General features: G+C 73.1%; 16 protein-coding genes and 1 pseudogene. 11 read left to right on the top strand and 6 right to left on the bottom strand.

All coding sequences use genetic code 11. The features are described from left to right. The first annotated feature begins 21 nt into the window (after positions 1-21). The 4 genes from OP04_RS54755 to OP04_RS22970 are packed head-to-tail and all read left to right on the top strand — an operon-like array spanning position 22 to position 7,188. On the top strand, positions 22-1,026 hold the full coding sequence (locus tag OP04_RS54755) for a zinc metalloprotease (RefSeq protein ID WP_198153939.1): 1,005 nt from the start codon (positions 22-24) through the stop codon (positions 1,024-1,026). Then, positions 1,023-2,177 carry a trypsin-like serine peptidase gene (locus OP04_RS54750; RefSeq protein ID WP_033341833.1) on the top strand — a complete coding sequence of 385 codons (1,155 nt, stop codon included), beginning with the start codon at positions 1,023-1,025 and terminating at the stop codon, positions 2,175-2,177. Before OP04_RS54755 ends, OP04_RS54750 begins: the two co-directional genes overlap by 4 nt. Further along, positions 2,174-3,979: a trypsin-like serine peptidase gene (locus tag OP04_RS22975; RefSeq protein WP_033341832.1), complete on the top strand. Its 1,806-nt coding sequence runs from the start codon at positions 2,174-2,176 to the stop codon at positions 3,977-3,979. The genes OP04_RS54750 and OP04_RS22975 overlap by 4 nt, the downstream gene beginning before the upstream one ends. Beyond that, entirely contained in the window at positions 3,976-7,188 is a 3,213-nt protein-coding gene (locus OP04_RS22970; protein WP_033341831.1) for a hypothetical protein, read from the top strand. The genes OP04_RS22975 and OP04_RS22970 overlap by 4 nt, the downstream gene beginning before the upstream one ends. Here the strand turns inward: OP04_RS22970 and OP04_RS22965 are convergent, their stop codons facing one another. From OP04_RS22965 to OP04_RS22945, 5 genes are all read right to left on the bottom strand, one after another. Next, positions 7,189-7,494 (bottom strand): hypothetical protein, encoded by a 306-nt coding sequence (locus tag OP04_RS22965; RefSeq protein ID WP_033341830.1) that lies wholly within the window; start codon positions 7,492-7,494, stop codon positions 7,189-7,191. Positions 7,495-7,569: 75 nt separating this feature from the next. Continuing rightward, positions 7,570-7,878: a hypothetical protein gene (locus OP04_RS22960; RefSeq protein WP_033341829.1), complete on the bottom strand. Its 309-nt coding sequence runs from the start codon at positions 7,876-7,878 to the stop codon at positions 7,570-7,572. 6 nt (positions 7,879-7,884) lie between these two features. Continuing rightward, complete coding sequence (locus OP04_RS22955; RefSeq protein WP_157240195.1) at positions 7,885-10,608, bottom strand: RICIN domain-containing protein; 2,724 nt, start codon at positions 10,606-10,608, stop codon at positions 7,885-7,887. A gap of 229 nt (positions 10,609-10,837) precedes the next feature. Beyond that, positions 10,838-12,241, bottom strand: coding sequence for a sensor histidine kinase (locus tag OP04_RS22950; RefSeq protein WP_085066699.1), 1,404 nt, complete (start codon positions 12,239-12,241; stop codon positions 10,838-10,840). Positions 12,242-12,270: 29 nt separating this feature from the next. Continuing rightward, on the bottom strand, positions 12,271-12,960 hold the full coding sequence (locus OP04_RS22945; protein ID WP_033341828.1) for a response regulator transcription factor: 690 nt from the start codon (positions 12,958-12,960) through the stop codon (positions 12,271-12,273). A gap of 312 nt (positions 12,961-13,272) precedes the next feature. Here OP04_RS22945 and OP04_RS22940 point away from each other — a divergent pair, with 312 nt between their 5' ends. After that, entirely contained in the window at positions 13,273-14,340 is a 1,068-nt protein-coding gene (locus tag OP04_RS22940) for a lytic polysaccharide monooxygenase auxiliary activity family 9 protein (RefSeq protein WP_033341827.1), read from the top strand. A gap of 41 nt (positions 14,341-14,381) precedes the next feature. On the opposite strand, the gene OP04_RS22935 is transcribed toward OP04_RS22940, so the two are convergent. Next, a complete protein-coding gene (locus tag OP04_RS22935) occupies positions 14,382-15,173 on the bottom strand; it encodes a TetR/AcrR family transcriptional regulator (RefSeq protein WP_051798705.1) in 792 nt (263 codons plus the stop codon). A 54-nt stretch (positions 15,174-15,227) separates the two neighbouring features. Here OP04_RS22935 and OP04_RS22930 point away from each other — a divergent pair, with 54 nt between their 5' ends. From OP04_RS22930 to OP04_RS22905, 6 genes and pseudogenes are all read left to right on the top strand, one after another. Next, positions 15,228-16,385: an FAD-dependent monooxygenase gene (locus OP04_RS22930; RefSeq protein ID WP_033341826.1), complete on the top strand. Its 1,158-nt coding sequence runs from the start codon at positions 15,228-15,230 to the stop codon at positions 16,383-16,385. A gap of 36 nt (positions 16,386-16,421) precedes the next feature. Next, a complete protein-coding gene (gene mgrA, locus OP04_RS22925; RefSeq protein ID WP_033341825.1) occupies positions 16,422-17,456 on the top strand; it encodes an L-glyceraldehyde 3-phosphate reductase in 1,035 nt (344 codons plus the stop codon). Between the two features lie 15 nt (positions 17,457-17,471). Then, positions 17,472-18,785 (top strand): tetratricopeptide repeat protein, encoded by a 1,314-nt coding sequence (locus OP04_RS22920; protein WP_033341824.1) that lies wholly within the window; start codon positions 17,472-17,474, stop codon positions 18,783-18,785. Further along, on the top strand, positions 18,782-19,813 hold the full coding sequence (locus OP04_RS22915; RefSeq protein ID WP_033341823.1) for a tetratricopeptide repeat protein: 1,032 nt from the start codon (positions 18,782-18,784) through the stop codon (positions 19,811-19,813). The genes OP04_RS22920 and OP04_RS22915 overlap by 4 nt, the downstream gene beginning before the upstream one ends. Positions 19,814-19,892: 79 nt before the next feature. Continuing rightward, positions 19,893-21,893: pseudogene (thrS, locus tag OP04_RS22910) on the top strand (threonine--tRNA ligase); the annotation flags it as partial. Positions 21,894-22,285: 392 nt separating this feature from the next. Further along, a complete protein-coding gene (locus OP04_RS22905) occupies positions 22,286-23,323 on the top strand; it encodes a pectinesterase family protein (protein WP_033341822.1) in 1,038 nt (345 codons plus the stop codon). The last annotated feature ends 45 nt before the right edge of the window (positions 23,324-23,368 follow it).

Here is a 23,368-nt window from a genome sequence, read left to right as displayed (position 1 = left end):
CCACGTTGGGGGGTGCGGATCATGGAGCGATTGCTGGAGTCGCTGCCGGAACACGTCGAGGCCGCGGTCGAGGCGCGTGACGCCTGGCGGCGGCAGGCCACGGCCGGGCTCGAGTTCCTGGCGCAGGATCTGTCCCGGTGGGCGCCCGGCACGGTGCTCCGGGTCGCGTTCCTGAACGGGGAGACCGAGGCCCACGCGCGGATCGCGGACGCCACCCGGCAGATCACCGACGTCTGCGGCGTCACGCTCGACTTCGGGCTGGACCCGGCGACCGGGGCGTACCGGCGGTGGACCACGGACGACACCACCCATGCGGCGGAGATCCGGGTCAGCTTCGACCAGGGCGGCTACTGGTCGCTGGTCGGCACGGACAGCACCGACCCCACGCTCGTCGGCGCGGACTCACCGCTCGGCGGCGCCCCGCACCAGCGCAGCCTCAACCTGGCCGGCTTCGGCGGCATCCTGCCGGACGACTGGGCCGGCACGGTGCGGCACGAATTCCTGCACGCGCTCGCGTTCAAGCACACCCACCAGAACATGCGCGGCCCGTGCGAGGCCGAGTTCCGCTGGGAGGACGACGAGGGCTACGCGCCGACCCGCAACGACCGCGGCGTGTTCATCGCGGACGAGGCGGGACGGCGGCCGGGCGTCTACACCTACCTGGGCGGCCCGCCGAACCGGTGGTCACGCACGCGCGTGGACGCGAACCTGCGCACCACGGAGTCCGACGACACGCTCGCCGGCCCGTTCGACGCGGACTCGGTGATGCTCTACCAGTTCGAGCCGTTCTTCTACAGGACGGCGCCGTCGCCGTGCGCGCCGACCGGGAACGGGATCGACCTCTCGGCCGGCGACATCCGCGGGCTGCAGATGCTGTACCCGCCCCACGACAAGGAGCTGGCCGCGCGGGCGGAGACCGCGCTGACGGCCCTGTCCGGGGGCTCCGAGTCGGCGGGGGACGGGGACCCGTACCGGCAGAGGCTCCTGGATGTTCTCAGGGGCCTGTCCGAGGGGCGTGTGCCGTGAACCGCTACCTGGATCTGATCTCCACCGGCGGCGGGCAGCACACGCTGGCCGAGTCCGCCGCCACCACCGCGGGGAACGCCGCGCCGGCCGCGAGGACCGAGCTGATCGAGCGCCTCGAGGCCGAGGTGGCCTACGTGGAGTCGAAGACCGGCGTGACGGCGGACCCCGCGCTGGTGAAGGAGCTGTTCGCACAGGCCGGCACCGCGCTCGACAAGCTGCTCGGCGAGGGGGAGTCGGCCACGCTCACCGAGGCCGAGGTGTCCGGGCTGGAAGCGGTCGTGGTCACGGACGGCAGCCGCCCGGTGCTGTTCGTCGAGGACGACTTCGTCGACCTGCTCGCGCCCGGCATCGGCGACTACGCGGCCCCGATCTCGCGGCTCTCCGAGGAGATCCGCGGCGTCTGCCGGTCCGTCGGGCGCGTCGACGACCCGGCCGCCGCGCCGCTCGGCTACCAGGGCACCGCCTGGGTCGTCGGCGAAGGACTGGTCGCCACGAACTTCCACGTGCTGCAGGCCATCGCGCCACGCGGCACGCGTGCGGACGGGCAGTTCACCGGCCGGCTCAACCCCGGCGTCGCGGTCCACTTCGGGCACGAGGTCGGCCGGCCGTGGCCGGAACGGCGGTTCCCGATCCGGCGCGTCGTCTCGGTCGGCCGGGAGGGCGCGCCCGAGCGGGTGCACCCGACGCTCGGCGGCCTTAACTTCGACGGGCTCGACCTGGCGATCCTGGAGCTGGAGCCGGTCCCGGGCCGGCCGTTCCCGCCGCCGCTGCCGGTGGCCCGCGGCGACGACCCGGTCACCCGCGGCGGCCTCGCCACGGCCGGGCGTGGCGTCTACCTGGTCGGTTACCCCGGCAACGAGCGGTCGACCACGCGCGAGCTGTTCACCGGCATCTTCGCGGGCGTGAAGAGCTACAAGCGGCTCGCGCCCGGCCGGATCACCGTGGCCGCGGGCGACCTCACGGACGATCCGCGTGGCTGGATCCTCGCGCACGACGTCTCCACGCTCGGCGGCAACTCCGGGTCCGCCGTCGTCGACCTGGACGCGGACGGCCGTTCCGTGCTCGGCCTGCACTTCGCCGGCCAGCCCGAGCGGCAGAACTGGGCCCACGCGACGGAGAGGATCACCACCGAACTGGCGTCCGTCCTATGACCACGGCCATCGCCGCGCCGCTCGCCGGCAGCCTCGCCGAGACCGTGACCGCGGCGCCGACGGACTGGATAGTGGTCGAGCGCGTGTGGGAACGGGTCAGCCGGTCCCACGGCGTGCACCAGCCGCCGCAGACCAGCGCGAACCTGCACGAGCTGCTGACCGGCGCGTTCACCGCGGCGCAGGCCGGCGGCTTCCTGGACGTGTTCGCGTTCGCGCTGATCAAGGAGGGCCTGGCCGGGCCGGAGCTGGTCACCCGGCTGCGCGCGGTCGACGCGGACGCGGGCGGATTCCGGCTCCAGGCGTTCCAGAACGGGCGCCGCCAGGCGGTCAACCCGCTGCAGTACGCGGACGGGCTGCTGCGCGCCTGCGAGTACGTCTGCCGCATCGACGTCGACGGCACCCAGGCCGGCACCGGCGTGCTGGTCCGGCCCACGGTCGTCGCCACCATGGCCCACGTGATCTGGCCGCTGCTCACGGTCGCGGCGGACGGCACGCTCACCGCGTCCGACGGCGGCCTCCGCCGCCTGGAGATCAGGTTCCGTGACTACGTGGACCGGTCCGCGGCCCGCGCCGGCGGCGAGACCGCCACGCTCCACCCGGACTGGCTGCTGCACGGCAGCCCGCCCACGGACGCGGAACGGTCCGCGCTGGACGTGCGCGACATCGCCGGCATCGCGTCCCCGGCCGGGCCCTGGGACCTCGCGCTGCTCCGGCTCGCCACGCCACCCAAGGGCGCACAACTGCCGGAGCTGCTCGGCAGCCCGCCGTCCGGCCCGTTCGAGATCAGCCTGCTGCACCACCCGCACGGCCCCGACCCGGACGGCGAACCGCTGCTGCTCTCCGGCGGCAGCCTCGGCGAACAACTGGGCGCGCCGCCCGTGCGCTACCTGCACGACGTCAACACGCTCGGCGGCTCCTCCGGCGCGCCCGTCTTCGACCAGCGGTGGCGGATCGTCGCGCTGCACCAGGGCGGCGTCGCCGGGGCCGGCAACCGGGCCGTCCCGGTCCGCGACTGGACGACCGCGCTGGACCGGCCGCTGCCGGACGACGTGCCGTACCTGCGCACGCTCCCGCGCTTCGACGGCGCACCGGTGATCGGCCGCCGCGCCACCCAGCAGCGACTGTGGCGCGCGCTCCGCCCGGACGCGACCGCCCCCGACCGGCTCTTCGTGCTCCGCGGCGCGCCCGGCACCGGCAAACGCTTCACGAAACGCCTGGTCCGCTCGTTCGTGGAGGCGCACAGCGACGGCGTGGTGGTCACGCTCGACCTGGCGAACGCGCTCGCCTACGACGCGGACGGCTTCGCCCGCTGGGTCACCGGCGCGCTCTCCGCCCCCGCCGCGACGCCGGCCGCCGCGCGCGAACCCGTGACGACCGCGCCGCGTGACATCCGCGAGGGCGTGCTGCCCGCGCTCACCCGCCGCGTCGAGGAGATCGGCGGCGACCGCGCGGTCTGGCTCGTGCTCGAAGGCTTCGGCGGCGCCGCGCTGGACGTACCGCCCGGCGTGAAGGACGTGGTCGTCAACCTGATGGGCCGCCTCCGCGACAACCCGTCCCAGCGCCTGATCCTGGTCGGCTGGGACGAGCCACCACCGGAGGGCTTCGAGGCCGCGATCGAGGAGCTGACGTTCCCGACCGCCTGGGACGTCGCGGCCCACTTCACGCCGCCCGGCGGGCAGCCGGCGGACGCGCTGGTCGCGGCCGTGCCGTCGCTGCTGGCGCTGCAGCAGGCACAGGGACTGAGCGGCTATCCGGCCGCGCTGGCCGTGCTGCGCATGCTGTCGGCGGGGGTGACCGCGTGACGTCACCGGCCGCGGACGCGGCGCTCGCGGCGATCCGCGCGATGTGGCAGGACCGGTCCGAGGGGGAGCGGGCCGCGTTCACGTCCGCGCTGACGCCGCCGTCGCCCGTTCCGGGCGTGTCGGAAGACCAGATCACGGGGGTACGGGTGAGAGCGGCGCTGTCCGGCGCGGTCGACCCGGGCGCGCTGGGCGAGGCGCCGGTGCTGGAGGCGCTGTCGCCGGAGTTCGACCGGTCTTTTGTGGACGGTCAGTGGCGGTGGACGCTGCGCAGCGGGCCTCGGCGGGCGGTGCTGCAGGGGCTGGCCGGGTCACCGGAGCGGCTGGCGGCGGCGCTGGCGGAGGTGCGGGGGCTGCCGACGGACGAGGCGGGGCTGTATCTGCGCGGGCTGGCGGCGCGATCGCTGCCGGGGGCGGCGTCGGCGCTGTTGTCGCCTGCGGAGCCATTGCCGGGGCTGGTGATGCCGTCGGGCGGCGCTGCGGCGTTTCCGGCATGGCCCCGGTCCGGACCTGTGATGGCGCCGTCCGGGCCTGCGGTGCCGCCTTCCGGCTCCTCGGGGATCACGCAACCCACCCCGGACCCGGGGTCCGTCGTGGCGCCGCAGCGGGCCCGGTCGATGCGCCGGGGCCGCGAGACGGATCCGGCCGCGAGACGCGCGTCCGACGTGCCCCGCTACCAGGCGCCACCGCGCCAGGAGCGCACTGCGGCGACGCCGGGACTGCTCCCCGGCGACCTGGCCCGGCTCTCCGCGGTCGACCCGTCCGCACTGCCCGCGCGCCTGGTCCTCCAGGCCCTCGCCTGGGCGGAACCGCTCGGCGGCTTCGCCGGCGACCTCGCGGAGGCGCGCCGCCGGGTGCGCGTCGAAGCGGTCGCCGCCAGCTACGGCGCGCTGCTCGGGAACGGCTTCTTCGGCCGTGACGACGAACTGGCCCGGCTGCGGGACTTCGCCACCGTCCCGGTCCCGCCCGACGACCGCCCGGTCCCGCTGCTCCCGGTCGTCGGACTCGGCGGCGCCGGGAAGTCCACCGCGCTGGCCGCGTTCATCGCGCCCTACCTGCGCGAACTCCGCCGCCCCGACGCCACCGGCCCGGTCGTCATAGTGATCGACTTCGACCGCGTCCAGTTCCGCATCGACGCCGAGCTGGAACTCTCCTTCGAGGTCACCCGCCAGCTCGGCAACGCCCACCCGGTCGCGGCCGCGGACTTCTCCGCCCTCCGCTACCAGGCCCGCGAGGAACGCGCCGGCTCGGTCGCGGCCCGCTACTCCGGCGCGCTCGCGGCCGGCGAGGGCGCGGGCGACGCCCCCGCGTTCGCCCGCGACGCGTCGCTGCTCGTCCGCATGCACGAGCTGGACAATCGCGCCGTACTCCTCATCCTGGACACGTTCGAGGAGTGGCAACGCGACCGCCCGGACCCGGGCCGCCCGCGTACCGGCGGCAACGACCCGGAGGCGCGGATCCTGCGCTGGATCGCCCGCCTCCGTGACACCATGGACCTGCGCGGCCTGCGCGTCATCCTCTCCGGCCGCGCCGACGTCGCCATCGACCCCACCGAGGTCGCCGACCGCATCGAGGTGGCCGAGGCGGTCTGGCTCGCCGACCTCGCCCCGGACGCGGCCGCCGGCCTGCTGGTCGCGCAGGGCGTGCCGGAGGACCAGGCGCCCGCACTCGCGGACCTGGTCGGCGGCAGCCCGCTCACCCTGCGCGTCGCGGCCCGGTTCTTCACCCATCTGTCCGACGACGAGCGCGCGACGTTCATCGCCGGGAACGCCGGCTCGGTGCGCGACTTCGACGGCGACCTGCGCCGTGAGCTGCTCTACCAGCGCTTCCTCGGCCACATCCCCGATCCGCGGGTCCGCCGTCTGGCCCACCCCGGCCTGGTCCTCCGCCGCGTCACGCCCGCGCTGATCCGTCACGTGCTGGCCCCGCACTGCGGCCTCGGCCCGCTGACCGACGCCGACGCCGCGGAGCTGCTGGAACGTCTCGCCGACGAGGTCTGGCTCGTGAAGCGGGACGGTGACGAGGTCCGCCATCTTCCGGACGTCCGCCGCGCCATGCTCCACCTGATGACCTCGGACCCGGACCACGCGGCCACGCTGGCGGCGATCCATCGCGAGGCCGAGCGGTGGTACCTCGACGAACGCGACCTGAGCGGCGAGGCCGCGGCGGTGGAGGCGTTCTATCACCGGTTGATGCCGAGCCCGGACGGCCTGCCGCTCGGCCCGGCGGGTACCGCGGTGGACGCGGTGCGGTGGCTGACCACGCTGGGCGACGCGGTGGCGGACCTGCCGCCGACGGCAGCCGCGGAAGCGCGCGTGCTGCGCGGCGAGCTGCCGCCGCTGCGGGAGGCGCTGCTTCTCCGGGACAGCCTGTGGACACAGTGGGCGGCGGAGCGGGGCCGCATGCTCGTCGACGACGACGATGCGGCCGGCGCGTTGTCGCTGCTCGACGCCAGGGCCGCGGGCGCGGAGCCGAAGTGGCTCGCTCAGGCCTACTGCGATCTGGGTCGATGGGACGACTATTGGACGAGGCTGGATGAACTCGGCGGCCGTCCGACGCTGGACCGATATCCCGTGGTGGCCGCGCTCGCCTCCGCCGACCGGGAGCCGATGGGAAGGATGCCGGAGGACGACGGTCCGCCGGTGGGAGCTGCCTCCCGGAGCGAGGTGCTGAACCGCTACTTCTACCTGCTCCTGCTGCAGCAGCCGGCGGACATCGGGCTGTGGCGGCAGTGGGACAAGCGGTTGGTGGACTATGCGGCATCCGTGCCGGTGAACAACGACAGCCCTCACGATCGGTTCCCGGTGGACCAGCTCCGGCGGATCCTGGTGTGGGTGGCCGCCCGTTGTCCCGGTGGTGTGGTGACCCCGCAGCGGCTCGACCGAGGTCGCGGCGAGGCCCTGTCCACGCTGTCGATCGCGCGCCGCCCAGAGGTGTTGTGGACGCTCCGGGGTGACAATCCCGAGTTCCGGGTGGCCGCCCGGCGTGCGCTCGGCGACAGCGGCCTGCCGGACGTCCCTACCGCGGAGGAGCTCGCTCGCATCGATGCCGCGGGGCAGCTCGGACGCTATCTCGATGCGCGCGTCGCCCGATCACCCGGGACGGCATCGCTTACCCGGGTCCGGGACGCGTTCCACCGCTGGGACCGGGCGAACGAGGCGGTGATCAGGGCAATCATCCGGGATGTCGGGGCGGGCCGGCCGAGCGCGTGATCAGGCCAGCTGGAAGAGGAGCGCGAAACCGCCGGTGACCAGGCCGGCGCCGACCAGCCAGCCGAGCAGCAGGCCGCCCGCGGATCCGGTGCGGGCGCGCAGCGCGGGGACGGCGGCGATGACGAGCAGGATCAGCAGGTAGAGCGCGGCCAGGCCGATCAGGACGGGCAGGAAGCTCAGGGCCGCGGCCATCGCGCCGCCCTCGCCGCCGAGACGGACGGCGGCGAAGAGGCCGAGCGCGAGCAGCGCGACTAGGACGACGTGGCCGAGGATGCCGATGCCGAGGTTGCGTCCGAAACGGTTCACGATCGAGGCCTTCCGCCGCGCCGGGCACCCTGCGTGGCCCGGTCGATCACCACTACGAGCGCGCGGGGCCGTGGTTCAACGGCGACGGAAGGTCACCAGCGTGATCGCGGTGAAGAGCAGGGCCACGATGCCGGCGCCGATCAGCAGCGCGGTGATCGAGGCGTGGCCGGGGGCCGGCGGGTCGAACTCGGCCAGCCGGACCTGCGGCGCGGTCCCGATCACCGTGGCCCCGTCCGCGACCGGCACGAGCGCGGGCCGCGACCCGGCGTAGACCGGGTCGTGCCAGCAGATCACGATCGCGACCACGCCCAGGACCAGCAGGATCACCCAGCGGATGATCCTGGCCCGCGTCCAGAACACGCCGTTCTCCTGGCGCGGGCTCACGGCCGGTCACCCGGGAAGCGCGGTCCACGACTGGTGGAGGAGGTTTCCCGGAGTCTGGAGCGCGAGCACGCGCGTGCCGCCGTACCGCTGCTCGCCGAGGCCGATGACCAGATCGGTGCCGGCGGCGCGGAGCGTGAAGCCGTGGTCGGTGGGCTGGACGACCCAATGTTGTTCAACGGCCGTCTCCTTGCAGGTGACCTGGACCAGGGGTACGCCGGCGGCGATCTCGCCGCCGAGCGGGATCACGCACTTCTCGGTGGCGCGTGAGACGAGCTGGAAGCTGTTGCCGACGCGGCGCAGGCTCCACTGTTGCTGGGCGACGCCCTCGGCGCGCTGCACGACGATCGGCGTGGACTCGTTGGTCCGCGCGCCGTAGAGGTGCGCGGCGCCGCCGGTGAGCGCGTTGTTGAGCTGGAACCAGCCTTCCATGATCGGCCGGGCGGCCGGTGCGGTCTTGGCGGCGAGCGCGTCCGTGAACTTCTCGCCGTCGTTGACCAGCACCTGGATGCTGTACTGCGTGTCCGGCCGGAGCCCGATGATCCGGGCCCGGGTGGCCGCGGTGACGCCGATGATCTGGCCGTTGACGGCGACCGTGTAGTGCACCGCGTCCGCCGCCGCGTTCCAGCTGACCCGGGTGGACGTGCTGGTGATGTCCCGGATCTTCAGGAAGCCGGGCGGCGGGGGCGCGCCGACGGGCGGCTCGACCGCGAGGCCGGAGTCCTCGTCCGGCGGCGGGGGCGGCAGCGAGAGCGACGGGGACGGCGGGCCCGCGGACGGCGTGACGGACGGGCTGGGGGAGACGGGCGCGCCGCCGCCCCGGCCGCCGCCCCGGCCGCCGCCGAGCAGGCCGTCCAGCAGGTTGCCGACCAGGCCCTTGTCATCGTCGTCGCCGGTGTCCTCCGGGTCCTCGGGATCTTCCGGATCGTCCTCGCCGCTGGTCGGCGTGGGGGTGGCCGGCGTGGGCGAGGGGCTCTTCGGCGGCGCGGTGGACCGGCCGGGCGAGGGCGACGGGTTGCCGCGCGGCGCGGTCGAGGGGACCGTGCCGGTCGGCGCGGACGGGGTGGCCGCCTCCCGGATCAGGAACTCGCTGTTCGCCAGGTTCCAGTTCTCCGCGAGGTAGCTGCCGGGGCTCGGGTTCGTGTTGAAGTAGTCGTTGCCGTCGCAGTCGAGCAGCGCCTCGCCGGACGGGCTCTCGCACTCGACCCGCACGTCCTCGCGGCTCTCGTCGGAGTAGCACATCAGGTCGTGGTCGTCGAGGCAGTGGCCCAGGCCGGTCGCGTTCGGCGCGCCGTCCGCGACGCCGCCGAGCGTGTGCACGAGCTGGTGGGTGGCCATCGGCGCGGACCAGCAGCCGGCGTCGACCCGCGCGTACGACGGCCCGCCGTTGTTGAGGTTGCCGCCGTCGCCGCGCGCGTCCTTGACGAACGTGGCGATGCCGCAGTACACGTTCGTGTCCGCGAAGATCAGGTACTTCCGGTCGGTGCGGTCGTAGCCGAGCTGCCGCATCGCCTCCAGCGACACGTCGAAGCTGGTGAACCGGTCCGCCGGGACCTGCACCTCGGTCACGTCGACCTTGCAGTCCGGCGTGGTCACGTACCGCAGGTGGCGGATGCCGCCGGTCCGGGCCGCGCTGGCGGAGAAGATCTCGTCGACCTCGGCGGCCCACTGGCGGATCGACGGCAGGTAGCGGCTGTAGCGGCTGACCGCGTCCGTCGGGTACGCGTAGATGACCTGCACGCGTTTGCCCTGGTAGCCGTCGCCCTCGCAGGCCACGCCGTCCTCGCCGATGGTGAACGCGGCGTCGCCGCTGGCCGGGTCCGGCACCAGTGCGGGCATGGTGCTGGCCGGGACGACCGCGCCCTCGTCGCGCACCACGTCCGCGTCGGCGGGGACGCCGCCGGTGTAGCGCACGGGCTCGACCAGCGGTGGCACGCCCTCGGCGATCGGCGCCACGTCGTGGGTGACCTTGAACGACGGCGGTGCCGGGTCCGGCCCGTACGAGCAGACGTCCTTGCCGCCGTTGACCTCGTACGCCCCGAGGCAGACGGAGTTGCGGCCGGCCGGGGTGAGCCCGTCGTAGACCAGGCCGTCCTCCGGCTGGCCGGCCGGCAGCGCCGCGATCGGGATGAGGCCGGGCAGCGAGGCGAGGCCGGGCGTCCACCGGGTGAACAGCGCGGGGAGGATCAGCAGCACCACGCCGACCAGCACGGCCGCGGTCGCGAGGTTCATCCGGCGGGGGAAGCGCACGGTGCCGGGCAGGTCGCGGGCCGCGGACGTGCGGCGGACGACCTGGCCGTGCCGCTTCGCGAACCGGGAGACCGGCAGGGGAGCCTCGGGCACCGGCGCGGCCGGCCGGCCGCCACGGCCGCGGCGGATCGCCTGCACGCGCATCAGCTGCGTGCGGCTGGCCCATGCGGGCAGCTCCTGGGCGCGACGTCGCGCGCCCTCACGCCGCACCGCGGAGGGGGGAGCGGGGGCAGGCGGCGGCGTGGTGCCGATCCGGCTCCGTAGCGCCGTGATCGCGGGCACCACCGAGGACACGGCCTGCCGTGCCCGATCCCAGCGTCGTGCCAGGTCGAGGCGGTCCGTGAGCCCCTTCGGTCCCGGCTGCTCGGGCTCGCCCGCGCGACGGTGCCGCGCCGAGGTCGTGCTGAACGAGGCCGGAAGATCCCGGATGAAGGAGCGCGATGTGGCCGTTCGCCGCTTAGGAAGCTCGCGGTGCGACGACACGCGTGTGATACCTCCGTTGGTGGGCGCGCGACGGGGTGAGGGTTTGGGGGACCGCACCCCGCCGCGCGCGGGTCACACCGGACCGGGGTGTGGGGACGTGATGCGGGCGGTGGTCCGATGAAACCGGATGGGATCGAGTTGAAGACTGCCACCTGGGCGGTGGCGATGGAACGGGCTTAAGGCGAAACTAAGCAAAGCTTGGGATTCGGTTCTGTGGGTCGCACGGTCGTCACTCCGGGTTATCCCGCTGGCGTGGCCACCGGGGTCGTTCGCGTTCGCCGGCCAGGCGGCCGACCAGCCCGAACCTGCTGGCCTGTTTCGGTTTCGCCTCCGCGTCGCCGAACAGCATGACCACGCTCGCGCCTCCCAGCGACGACCGGGCGATGCTGACCGAGCCGCCGGTGGCGAGCGTGGCGCGCTTCGCGATGTCCAGCCCGAGCCCGGTGGAACCGCGGTCGGAGGCGCCGCGTTGCAGCGCCCGTTCCGGGTCCTCGATGCCGGTGCCGGCGTCGTCGACCCGGAGCGCGATCCAGCCGTCCCGCCGGGACACGCCGATCTCGAACGCGGTGCCCTGCGCGGTGTAGCGGAACACGTTGCCCAGCACCGCGTCCAGCGCGGCGGCCAGCTCGGAGCGGGGCACCTGGATCGGGATCCGGGTCTGCGCGCCGACCACGCGGTACGGCCGGTTCTGGTCGCCGGCCAGCGCGGACCAGAACGTCATCCGCTCCCGGACCACCTCGCTGGCGTCGCAGCCGCCGTCCTCCGGCGGGGGCGCGCCCCGGTCCGCGACCGCGCGGCGGGTGGTGGTGATCAGCGCGTCGACCTCGCCCTCCAGCGTCACGATCGCCTGCCGGATGCGCCGGATGGTGCGCCGCCGGTCCAGCTCGGCCGCGGAGAAGTCGCCGACGCTGGTGTCGTCCGGGTCGAGCGCCTCCGCGTCCAGTCGCAGCACGGTCAGCGGGGTCCGCAGCCGGTGCGACAGGTCCGCCACCATCTCACGCTCGTTGGTGCGCGAGGTGACCAGGCGGTCCGCCATCCGGTTGAACGCGTAGCCGGCCTCGGCCAGCTCGCGCGGGCCGGTCGGCTCGATGCGCACGCCGAGGTCGCCGTCGCCGACCGCCATCGCGGCCCGGACCAGCGACCGTGCGGACCCGACCGCCTTCGCGGCCAGCCGGTCCACCACGAACACGCTGGCCGCGACCAGCCCGAGCGTGATGATCGCGAGCGTCCACCAGACCGTGGGCACGCCGTCGCTGAGCGCGCCCGCCGGCACGAACACCTCGATGACCGCGGTGTTCTCGCCGACGATGACCGGTTCCAGCCGCAGTACGCCGCCGTCCACGTCGACCGTGACCGGGCGGCCGCCGTCGACCGTGCGGCGCAGGTCGGCGTCGGAGGCGCGGCCGGTCGCGGACTCGTTGGAGAGCCCGAGGACCACGGGGGTGCCGGTGAGCGGGCCGCTGCCGGCAGCCTCGATCGCGCGGGTGACACCGGCCTCGTCGGCCTGTGCGGCCAGCGCGCCGGCGACGATCGCGCTGCGCCGTCCGGCCTCGGTGAGCGCGCGTTCTCGCGCGTCCTCGGCGACCTGGATGGCCAGCGGGATCACGAAGACCAGCGCGGCCACCGCGGTCATCGCCGCGCTGACGTACGCCAGCCCCACCCTCAGTCCGGTGCCACCAACCGGAATCCGACCCCCCGCACGGTGCGCAGGTAGCGGGGCTTCGCTGCGGACTCGCCCAGCTTGCGGCGAAGCCAGTACAGGTGCACGTCGATCGTCTGGTCCTCGCCGACCGATGGCTGTCGCCATACCTCCTCCAACAGCTCCCGGCGGGACACCACGCGGCCCGGACGGGCGGCGAGGTAAGCGAGCAGATCGAATTCCTTGCGGGTCAGCGCGAGCGGGCTGCCGTCGAGCTGCGCGGAGCGCTCGCCGACGTCGACCCGCAGGCCGCCGACCTGGTGCACGGCCGGCTGGGCCGTGCGGGTGGCGCGCCCGGCGCGGCGCAGCACGGTGGTGATGCGCGCGTCCAGGTGGGCGCCGGTGAACGGCTTGACCATGTAGTCGTCCGCGCCGGACCGCAGCAGCCGCACGATCGACTGCTCGTCGTCGCGGGCCGTGGCGATGATGATCGGCACGTCGGTGATGCCGCGCAGCATGCGCAACGCGTCCGCACCGTCGAGGTCGGGCAGCCCGAGATCGAGCACGACCAGGTCGGGCGTCTCCGCCGCGACCCGGCGTAACGCCTCCAGCGCCGTGCCGACGGCATGGACGGCATGCCCACGATCGGCGAGGCTGCGCAACATCGCACCTCGCACGACGTGGTCGTCCTCGACGAGCAACACCGTGGCCATGCGAAGAACCTACTTGGCGTGGCAAGCGCCGCCGCCTGTGGGGCATCGATGTTGTGGGATGAGTTAGGAAATATCGGTCTTTAAAGACCAGATCAAAGCCCTTCGGGGGTACGGAATTCAGCCGCTTTCCCGAGGCTGTGCCGCCGTTCGGCGTACCCCCTGATGGCTTCTCGGGTTTGCGGTTTGAATTTATGTGTGTGAATCTTTTGTCCGGGAGTCCATCGCAGGGTCACGCCGCGCGGAGAGCTTGGGCAGCTCGCGGACCGCGCTGATCAGTCCGGTTTCACCTGCGCTTGTTGGGAGTGCCCGCTCATGAAAGTCCTGCCCCGCACGCTGGCCGCGCTCGCTGCCGCAATTGTCGTGCTCACCGTCGGATGGGCGCTTCCCGCCCAGGCACACGGAAACATCCAGAATCCGCCGTCACGTAACTTCTATTGCTGGGAGCGATGGGGCGCGGAGTTCCAGAATCCCGCCATGGCCACCGAGGACCCGATGTGCTGGCAGGCCTGGCAGGCCGACCCGAACGCGATGTGGAACTGGAACGGACTGTTCCGCGAGGGCGTCGCCGGCAACCACCAGGGCGCGATCCCGGACGGCCAGCTGTGCAGCGCCGGCCGGTCCAACAGCGGCCGCTACAACGCGCTCGACACGGTCGGCAACTGGCACGCCACGAACGTGTCCAACTCCTTCACCGCGCACGTGTTCGACCAGGCCAGCCACGGTGCGGACTACATCCGCCTCTACGTGACGAAACAGGGCTTCAACCCGGTGACGCAGCCGCTGACCTGGGCGAACCTGGAACTGGTCAAGGAGATCGGGAACACGCCGGCGTCGCAGTGGAACCAGGTCTCCGGCGGCGTGGCCCTGGACATCCCGGTCAGCGCGCCGGGCCGGACCGGGCGGCACATGGTCTACACCATCTGGCAGGCCAGCCACCTCGACCAGTCCTACTACTGGTGCAGCGACGTGAACTTCGGCGGGACCTCGTCGCCGTCGCCGACTGCCACGGCCACCTCGTCTCCCACGCCGACGCCCACCCCGACCGCTACCGCGTCCCCGACGCCGTCGCCGACCGGTGGTGCCGCGGGCTGCGCGGTGACCTACACGACCGCGTCGTCGTGGTCCGGCGGCTACCAGGGCGACATCAAGGTCACGGCGGGCTCGTCCGCGATCAAGGGGTGGACCGTGAAGTGGACGCTGCCCAGCGGCCAGACGGTCAGCCAGTCCTGGAACGCGACCGTGACCAGCAGCGGTTCGGCGGTGACCGCGACCAATGCCAGCTACAACGGGGCGTTGGGCGCGGGCGCGAGCACGTCGTTCGGGTTCATCGCGACCGGGACGGCGTCGGCACTGACGCCGACCTGCGCGGCCACGGTGTGAGTGCGGCGCGGCCGGGCGTCCGATGGCGTCCCGGCCGCGCGTCACGCCGGTTTCGTGCGGTCGCCGGCGTGCGCGGTGCCTGTGTGGTGCGCGGTGCGCGTGCCGTTCGCCGTGCGGGTGTCGATGAGGACGGCCAGGCCGTCGAGGATGCGGTCCAGGCCGTAGTCCAGCGCGTTGTTCCGGCCGGCGTCGCCGCTCTCGCCGCGCCCGGCGGACATCAGTGCCGCAAGCGCCGGGTAGCGGTCCGCATGCGCGCTCACCTGCGCGAACAGCGCCACGGTGAGATCCTGCTCCGTCGCGGAGACCCCGGCCTGCCGCCCTGCCTGCGGGCTCGGCTGCCGGGTCGTCTGCTGGGCCAGGCTGCGGACGTGGCCGGTGAGCAGCACCGCCGTGTCCAGCATCTCCGGCCCGGTCAGGCCGGTGCCGGTGAGCGCCGCCACCGCCCGCTCCAGCCAGGCCACCTCGTTCGGCCCGGTGGCGCGCGCGCCGACCGTGGCCGTGATCGTCCACGGGTGCGCCTGGAACAGCGTGAACAGCGCGTGCGACCACGCCCGCAGCGCCGCGCGCCAGTCCTCGGTCCCGGCGGTCGCGGGCGGCAGGCCCATCGCCAGGTCCGTCATGAGCGCGACCAGCTCGTCCTTGCCCGGCACGTACCGGTAGAGCGCCATCTTCGTGACGCCGAGCGCCTCCGCGACGCGCTGCATCGTGAGCGCGGGCAGCCCCTCCGCGTCCGCGATCACGATCCCGGCCCGCCCGATGTCCGCGAGCGTGAACGCCGGCCGCGGTCCCCGGCGCGGCGGCACGGGCTCGTCCCAGAGCAGGTCGGTCCTCATCGTGCGTCAGCCTAACGCTCTTGCCATTAACTGTGTCCGGTGTAATCTGTTTCCATGAGACACAGTTTAAAGGGCATGCGCATCCTGATCTCCGGCGCCGGGGTCGCGGGCCCCGCGCTCGCCTGCGCGGCCGCCGACCGCGGCGCCGACGTCACGGTCGTCGAGATAGCCACCGAGCTACGGCGCGGCGGCTTCGCGGTCGACTTCCGCGGCCCCACTCACATGGCCGTGCTGCGCCGGCTCGGCATCCTCGACGCGCTCGAGACGGTCCGCACCGGCGGATCCGACATGGTCGCGGTCGACGCCGGCGACACCGAGATCTTCCGGCTGCCCGCCTCGTTCACCGGCGGCGAGCTGGAGGTCCCGCGCCGGGAACTGTCCCGGCTGCTGGTCGCACAGGCCGGCGACCGGGTCGAATATCGCTTCGGCGACTCGATCACCGCGCTCGGCCAGGACCCGGACGGCGTCACCGTCACACTCGCCACCGGCGGCCGTCGCCGCTTCGACCTGGTCGTCGGCGCGGACGGCGTGCACTCCGCCGTGCGCCGCCTCGCGTTCGGCCCGGAGTCCCGCTACGTCCGCGGCCTCGGCCACCACATCGCCGGCTGGGACCTGCCGGGCACCATGGGTGTGCCCGCCGGCGAGGCCCGCCACTACGCGGTCCCGGGCCGGATGGCGAGCGTCGGCGACGCCACCGCGATGCTGGTGTTCCGCACCGGCGCGGCCACCGGCGTCGGCTGGCGGGACACCGGCGCCCAGCGCCGCCTGATCACCGGCACCTACCGTGACCTCGGGTGGCACGTCCCCGCGCTGCTCGACTCGCTCGCCGATGCCCCCGAGCTGTACTTCGACGAGATCTCCCGGGTCCGAGTCCCGTCCTGGCACACCGGCCGCGTCGTCCTCCTCGGCGACGCCGCCTGGGGGGTCACGCTCGGCGGCATGGGCGTCGGCACCGGCCTGGTCGGCGCCCACGTCCTGGCCGGCGAACTGGCCCAGGCCCGCCCCGCGCAGGCCCTCCAGGCCTACGAGCAGCGCATGCGCTCCTATGCCGCGGTCTGGCAGCGCGGCGCCAGCCCCGGCGCGTTCCTGGCCCCGGCCACCCGCCTCGGCCTCTGGTCCCGCAACACCGCCCTCCGCAACCCCCTGATCCGCCGGTCGATGCTCACCGGCACGAACTCCCTGGCCACCACCACACTCCCCGAATACGGCTGACCCGCGCGGCGCCCGCGGCGTCGATAGGGTGGCGGGATGGCGTATGAGGCGGGTGCGGGGCGGTATGACGGGGCGATGGAGTATCGGCGGACCGGGCGGTCGGGGCTGAGGCTGCCGGTGCTGTCGCTGGGGCTGTGGCACAACTTCGGTGGGGACGTGCCGTTCGAGACGCAGCGCGGCATCGTCCGGCACGCGTTCGATGCGGGGATCACGCATTTTGACCTGGCCAACAACTACGGGCCGCCGTACGGCGCGGCCGAGCGCACGTTCGGGCGGCTGGTCCGGGAGGATCTGCGGCCCTACCGGGACGAGATCGTCGTGTCCACCAAGGCCGGGTGGGACATGTGGCCGGGGCCGTACGGGCAGGGCGGGGGCTCGCGGAAGTATGTGCTGGCCAGCCTCGATCAGTCGCTGGAGCGGCTCGGGCTGGACTATGTCGACATCTTCTACTCGCACCGCTACGACCCGGACACGCCGCTGGAGGAGACCGCGTCCGCACTGGACACGGCGGTGCGGTCCGGGCGGGCGCTCTACGTCGGCATCTCGTCCTACGACGCGGAGCACACCCGGACGATGGCGGGGCTGCTGCGTGAGCTGGGCACGCCGCTGCTGATCCACCAGCCGTCGTACTCGATGCTCAACCGCTGGATCGAGACCGAGGGGCTGCTGGACGCGGCCGCGGACGAGGGCATCGGCGTGATCGGCTTCACCGCGCTCGCCCAGGGACTGCTGACCGGCAAGTACGTGGACGGCATCCCGGCCGGCTCCCGGGCGGACCAGGGGAAGTACACGATCGACGACGACCGGGCGGCGCAGCTCACCGCGCTGCACGAGATCGCGCAGCGCCGCGGGCAGACGCTGGCGCAGACCGCGCTGGCCTGGGCGCTGCGCGACCCGCGGGTCACGTCGCTGGTGATCGGCGCCAGCAGCACGACGCAGCTGGACCAGAACATCGGCGCGCTGGCGAACCCGGCGTTCACGGACGACGAGCTGGCCGAGATCGACAAGATCCTCGCCACGAACACCACGTCGGTGGACGAATGGGAGGACGCGCGCAGGGGCACGCTGTAGGTACAGTCCGGAGGCATGGGTGAAGAGTCGCGCCTGATCACGAGCTTGCGTGCCGCGGTGGCGGCGTCGCCGGACGATGTGCCGCTGCGCCTGCACCTGGCCGAGGTGCTGCTCACCGAGGGGCATGCGGACGCGGCGGTCACCGAGATCGCGATGACGTTGCAGCGGGCGCCGGGGGATGCCGACGCGCGGGCGCTGATGACCCGCGCGATGGCGCCCCCGGGCGTACCCCCGAAGGATTTTGACTGGAAAGCGGCCGAGGACGAGGTCGGGGACGCGATTCCGCCCCGATTCACCAGGTCCGGAAGCGAGCCCGGGTCCGAGGACGCGGCCGAGCCCGGCGATGGCGCTGAGCCCGAGCGCGGTCACCGGTCCGCGAGCTTCACCCGGGCGCCCGGCCCCGAGCAGCTGCGCGCGGACGGGCGGCCGGCCGAGGTCACCGATCTCTGGCAGCCGGACGCGGCCGGCGGGCTGACACTGGCCGACGTGGGCGGCATGCAGGACGTGAAGGACCGGCTGGAGGCCGCGTTCCTGGCCCCGATGCGCAATCCGGAGCTGCGCCGGCTCTTCGGCAAGAGCCTGCGCGGCGGCCTGATGCTCTACGGGCCGCCCGGCTGCGGCAAGACGTTCATCGCGCGGGCCGTCGCGGGCGAGCTCGGCGCACGGTTCCTCAGTGTCTCGATCAACGACGTGCTGGACATGTGGCTGGGCAACTCGGAGCGCAACATGCACGAGGTGTTCGCGACCGCGCGCCGGCTGGCGCCCTGCGTGATCTTCCTGGACGAGCTGGACGCGCTCGGCGGCAAGCGCACCCGGGCCAGCGTCAACCACATGCGCACCACCGTGAATCAGCTGCTCACCGAGCTGGACGGCGTCGACCCGGCCGCGAACGAGGGCGTCTTCGTGCTCGGCGCCACGAACGTGCCGTGGGAGGTGGACGTGGCGCTGCGCCGGCCCGGCCGTCTGGACCGGACCATCCTGGTGCTGCCGCCGGACGCGCCGGCCCGCGCCGCGATCCTCGAATATCACCTGCGCGACCGCCCGATCGAGAACGTCGACCTGGACCGCCTGGTCAAGGTCACCGACGGGCTCTCCGGCGCCGATCTCGCGCACCTGTGCGAGTCCGCGGCCGAGACCGCGCTGCTCGACTCCGTGCGCACCGGCACGGTCCGCATGATCGGCATGCCGGACCTGCTGGCCGCCGCGAAGGCCACGGTCCCGTCCACCGAGCCCTGGTTCGCGGCCGCGCGCAACGTGGCGATGTTCGCCAACGACGGCGGCACCTACGACGACCTGCTCGCCTACCTCAAGGCCCGGCGCAAGTTGTGAGCCTGGAGCGCGCGGAGCTGCTGGTCGAGGCCGCGCGGTACGACGCGGCCGGGACGATGCTGTCCCGGATGGTCGCGGAGAACCCGGACGACGTGGCCGCCTGGGTCCTGCTAGGCCGGGTCCATCTGGGCAAGGACGACATTCCGGCCGCGCTGGGCGCGCTCGACGAGGCCGTCCGGATCGCCCCGCACGCGTACGCGGTGCTGTACCTGCGCGGCTACCTGCTGGCCCGCGCGGACCGGGACGCGGAGGCCGAGGACTCGCTGCGGGCCGCGATCGCGGCCGCGCCGGAGGAGGCGCCCACCTACGTGGTGCTGTCCCGCCTGATCCGTGGCGCGCGGGCACCGGAGGCGTTCGCGCTCGCCTGCGAGGCGGTCAACCGCGACCCGGAGCTGCCGGCCGCGCACCTGGCCGTGTGCCTGGCCGCGGCCGTGATCGGCGACGACGGCACCTGCGAGCGCGCGCTGCGCGAGACGTTGCGCCTCGACCCGGCGCACGCGGAGGCGCAGACGCTGTTCACGCTGGCGCAGGCGGAGGGCGTGCCGGCGGGGATGGCGTCCCGGGTGATCGCGGACGCGCTCGCGGTGAACCCGCGGCTGGACGGGCTGCGCCCGAAGCTCGACCATGCGGGGTATCTGCTGCTGCGGCGTACCCGCTGGCCCGCTCTGGCCTGTCTGGTGGTGGCGATGTTCGCGGCCGGCATGCCGTCGGGCGACGATCCGGCGCCGATGACCGGCACGTTCACGTCGCGGCTCTGGGGCCTGCTGATCATGGCGCTGATCTGGGGTGTCGCGGGATTCCTGCGCTACCGCCGGCTGCGTACCGGCGTCCGGCTGCACCTGTTCGTGCTGCTGCGGCGCGGCCCGTGGTCCCGGATCGTCGTCGCGCAGGCCGTGCTGATCATGGTGTCCGCGCTGCTCGTGCTGCTCTGGCCGTGGGCGGACTCGGAGGTGCCGACCGGTCTCCTCGGCTGCACGGTGCTCCCGGTCATGATCATGATGATCTTCGACGACCGGATGAAGCGGTAGCGACGCGTCCCCCGTCAGCGGCCCCGCCCGCAGCGATAGCATCGGAGGGTTGTTTCCTCAACCGATCGGAGATCACACCGTGTCCGCACCGACATCGAAGCCCGCTGAGACGGACCAAGTCGTCGTCCCGGCCGGGACGACGGCGGCCGACGCGGTGGCGGCGATCGGCCTGCCCCTCGCCGGCCCGAAGGCGATCGTCGTGGTTCGCGACGAGCACGGCAAGCTGCACGACCTGGACTGGTCCGCCGACCACGAGTCGGTGATGACGCCGGTCGCGCTCGACTCGCCGGACGGGCTCAACGTGCTGCGCCACTCGACCGCGCACGTGCTCGCGCAGGCCGTCCAGGACCTGTTCCCCGAGGCCAAGCTCGGCATCGGACCGTACATCCGGGACGGCTTCTACTACGACTTCGACGTGGCCCGGCCGTTCACGCCGGACGACCTCGGCAAGATCGAGAAGAAGATGCAGGAGATCATCAAGAGCAACCAGCGGTTCCGCCGCCGGGAGTTCTCCTCCATCGAGCAGGCGCGCGCCGAGCTGGCCAACGAGCCGTTCAAGCTGGAGCTGGTCGGCGAGGCCGGTGCCGGTGGCTTCGACGCCGACGAGATCATGGAGGTCGGCGGCGGCGAGCTGACCATCTACGACAACCTGGACGCGTCCGGCGAGAAGGTCTGCTGGGGCGACCTCTGCCGCGGCCCGCACCTGCCCAACACGCGGCTGATCGGCGCGTTCAAGCTGATGCGCTCCGCCGCGGCCTACTGGCGGGGCAGCGAGAAGAACCCCCAGCTGCAGCGGGTGTACGGGACGTCCTGGCCGACCCGGGACGCGCTCAAGGCGTACCAGAAGCTCCTGGAGGAGGCGGCCCGCCGCGACCACCGCAAGCTCGGCGCGGAGCTGGACCTGTTCTCCTTCCCGGACGAGATCGGCTCCGGCCTGGCCGTCTTCCACCCCAAGGGCGGCATCGTCCGGCGCGAGATGGAGAACTACTCGCGCGAGCGGCACGAGGCGGCCGGCTACTCGTTCGTGAACACGCCGCACATCACCAAGGGCAGCCTGTTCGAGACCTCCGGCCACCTGCAGTGGTATGCGGACGGCATGTTCCCGCCCATGGAGGTCGAGGGCGCGAACTACTACCTCAAGCCGATGAACTGCCCGTTCCACAACCTGATCTTCCGGGGGCGCGGCCGGTCGTACCGTGAGCTGCCGCTGCGCCTGTTCGAGTTCGGCAGCGTCTACCGCTACGAGAAGTCCGGCGTCATCCACGGTCTCACCCGGGTCCGCGGCATGACGCAGGACGACGCGCACATCTACTGCACCGCGGACCAGATGGGCGACGAGCTGAAGTCGCTGCTCACGTTCGTGCTGGACCTGCTGCGCGACTACGGCCTGGACGACTTCTACCTGGAGCTGTCCACCCGCAACCCGGAGAAGTCCGTGGGTACGGACGAGAACTGGGACCGGGCCACCGAGGCGCTGCGGATCGCGGCCGAGGACTCCGGCCTGGAGCTGGTCCCGGACCCGGGCGGCGCCGCGTTCTACGGCCCGAAGATCTCCGTCCAGGCGAAGGACGCGATCGGCCGCACCTGGCAGATGTCCACCATCCAGGTCGACTTCAACCTGCCGGAGCGCTTCGGCCTGGAGTTCGCCGCGGCCGACGGCACCCGCCAGCAGCCCGTCATGATCCACCGCGCGCTGTTCGGCTCGATCGAGCGCTTCTTCGGCGTGCTGCTGGAGCACTACGCGGGCGCGTTCCCGGCGTGGCTGGCCCCGGTGCAGGTGGTCGGCATCCCGATCCGTGAGGACCACGCCGCCTACCTGGAGGGCTTCATCTACCTGCTCAAGGCCGCGGGCATCCGCGCGGAGCTGGACTCCGGCGACGACCGGATGCAGAAGAAGATCCGCACCGCGCAGCAGCAGAAGATCCCGTTCATGGTGCTCGCCGGCGACGACGACGTGGCCGGCCAGACCGTGTCCTTCCGGTACCGGGACGGTTCGCAGCGCAACGGCGTGCCGCTGGACGAGGCGGTCCGGCACGTGTCGGACATCGTCAAGTCCCGGTCCAACGTGCCGCCGTCGGCGAACCCGGTGGCGGAGGCCGCGGCGCCGGACACCAGCGCGGCCGACCTGGAGGAGCGCACGATGCAGGAGGTGACGGCGCTCGCCAACCAGGCGGCCGCCAAGCACGCGCAGTAGCTCCTGCGGGTGATCGGGGCGTCCCTCATGTCGTTCTGACGGCATGAGGGACGCCCCGATCTGTGCGGGCGGCTCGGGCCCTCGTTTTTCGGTGCTGTGTCGGGCATGCAACAAAGCTGCACATCGATGCCGTTGACCCGGTGTGCGGGCGCGCGCTAGCGTCGTTCCACGCTGCGGAAAGCGCTTTCCATGAGCGCTTGGTGGTCCGCCGGCTCCACGCCCCATCCGCCCCCTTCGGACCCCGTGCGCGGCGTCCGGGACTCCCGAGGAGCACGCCCATGCGCCGACGGACACTCTTCGCCGCGACCGGATTCGGCACCCTGGCGGCGGTCGCCGGTGCCACGCCCTCCGGGGCCGCGCCCGCGCCTTCCGGGGCCGCCCGCCAGGACTGCCTGACCGTCTCGCCCGGCGACAGCGTGCAGGCCGCGATCGACGCGGTCGTCCCGGGCCGGCCCACCACGATCCGGATCAGGCCCGGGACGTACCCCGGTCAGGTGATCATTCCGGCCGACAGGCCGTTCGTGACCTTGACCGGCCTCGGCCGTCGGCCGTCCGATGTGGTGATCGTGGACGACCGGGCCAACGGCACGCCGAACCCGGCCACCGGCGGCACCTGGGGCACGTCCGGCAGCGCGTCCGTGACCATCTCCGCGAGCGATCTGACCGCGCGCAACCTCACGTTCGCGAACGCGTTCGACGAGGCCGCGCACCCGGAGTTCACCGGGCACCAGGCGGTCGCGGTGCTCACCCGCGGCGACCGGCTCGTCTTCGACAACGTCGCGTTCCTGGCGAATCAGGACACGCTCTACGTCAACAGCCCGGACGTGGCCACGTTCTCCCGCGCGTACTTCCGCGACTGCTACGTGGAGGGCGACGTCGACTTCATCTTCGGCCGGGGGACCGCGGTCTTCGAGCGCTGCCGCGTGCACTCACTGAATCGCAGCACGGGCTACGTGACCGCGGCCAGCACGGACACGGCCAACCCGCACGGCCAGCTCTTCACCCGCTGCCACTTCACCGGCGACGCCCCGGCCGGCAGCGTCTTCCTCGGCCGCCCCTGGCACCCCAGCAACGACCCGAACGCGCGCGGCGAGACGATCATCCGGGAGTCGTATCTCGGCGCCCACATCCGTGCGGCAGAGCCGTGGTCGGACTTCGGGACCTGGCCGTGGGAGGACGCGCGGTACGCGGAGTGGCGCAACTACGGCCCCGGCGCCGCGGTCAACGACAACCGGCCGCAGCTGGCCACGCCGCACGGCTACGACCCCGGCACGTTCCTGAGCGGCACGGACGGCTGGAACCCTCGCAGGCCCTAGGATTCCGGGTGTGGGAGACGATGCGATAAGCCCCGCCGAGACCGG

Source organism: Catenuloplanes japonicus (assembly GCF_000717135.1).
GTDB classification, from domain to species: Bacteria; Actinomycetota; Actinomycetes; order Mycobacteriales; family Micromonosporaceae; genus Catenuloplanes; species Catenuloplanes japonicus.
Note: the sequence above shows the minus strand (reverse complement) of the source record. Positions and strands in the feature narration are given on the sequence as shown.

Coding starts and splice junctions, on each gene's coding strand:
- OP04_RS54755 (WP_198153939.1), top strand. CDS start 22: ATGGAGCGATTGCTGGAGTCGCTGCCGGAACACGTCGAGGCCGCGGTC.
- OP04_RS22940 (WP_033341827.1), top strand. CDS start 13,273: ATGAAAGTCCTGCCCCGCACGCTGGCCGCGCTCGCTGCCGCAATTGTC.
- OP04_RS22945 (WP_033341828.1), bottom strand. CDS start 12,960: ATGGCCACGGTGTTGCTCGTCGAGGACGACCACGTCGTGCGAGGTGCG.
- OP04_RS22905 (WP_033341822.1), top strand. CDS start 22,286: ATGCGCCGACGGACACTCTTCGCCGCGACCGGATTCGGCACCCTGGCG.
- OP04_RS22950 (WP_085066699.1), bottom strand. CDS start 12,241: ATGACCGCGGTGGCCGCGCTGGTCTTCGTGATCCCGCTGGCCATCCAG.
- OP04_RS22920 (WP_033341824.1), top strand. CDS start 17,472: ATGGGTGAAGAGTCGCGCCTGATCACGAGCTTGCGTGCCGCGGTGGCG.
- OP04_RS22975 (WP_033341832.1), top strand. CDS start 2,174: ATGACCACGGCCATCGCCGCGCCGCTCGCCGGCAGCCTCGCCGAGACC.
- OP04_RS22930 (WP_033341826.1), top strand. CDS start 15,228: ATGAGACACAGTTTAAAGGGCATGCGCATCCTGATCTCCGGCGCCGGG.
- OP04_RS22935 (WP_051798705.1), bottom strand. CDS start 15,173: ATGAGGACCGACCTGCTCTGGGACGAGCCCGTGCCGCCGCGCCGGGGA.
- mgrA (WP_033341825.1), top strand. CDS start 16,422: ATGGCGTATGAGGCGGGTGCGGGGCGGTATGACGGGGCGATGGAGTAT.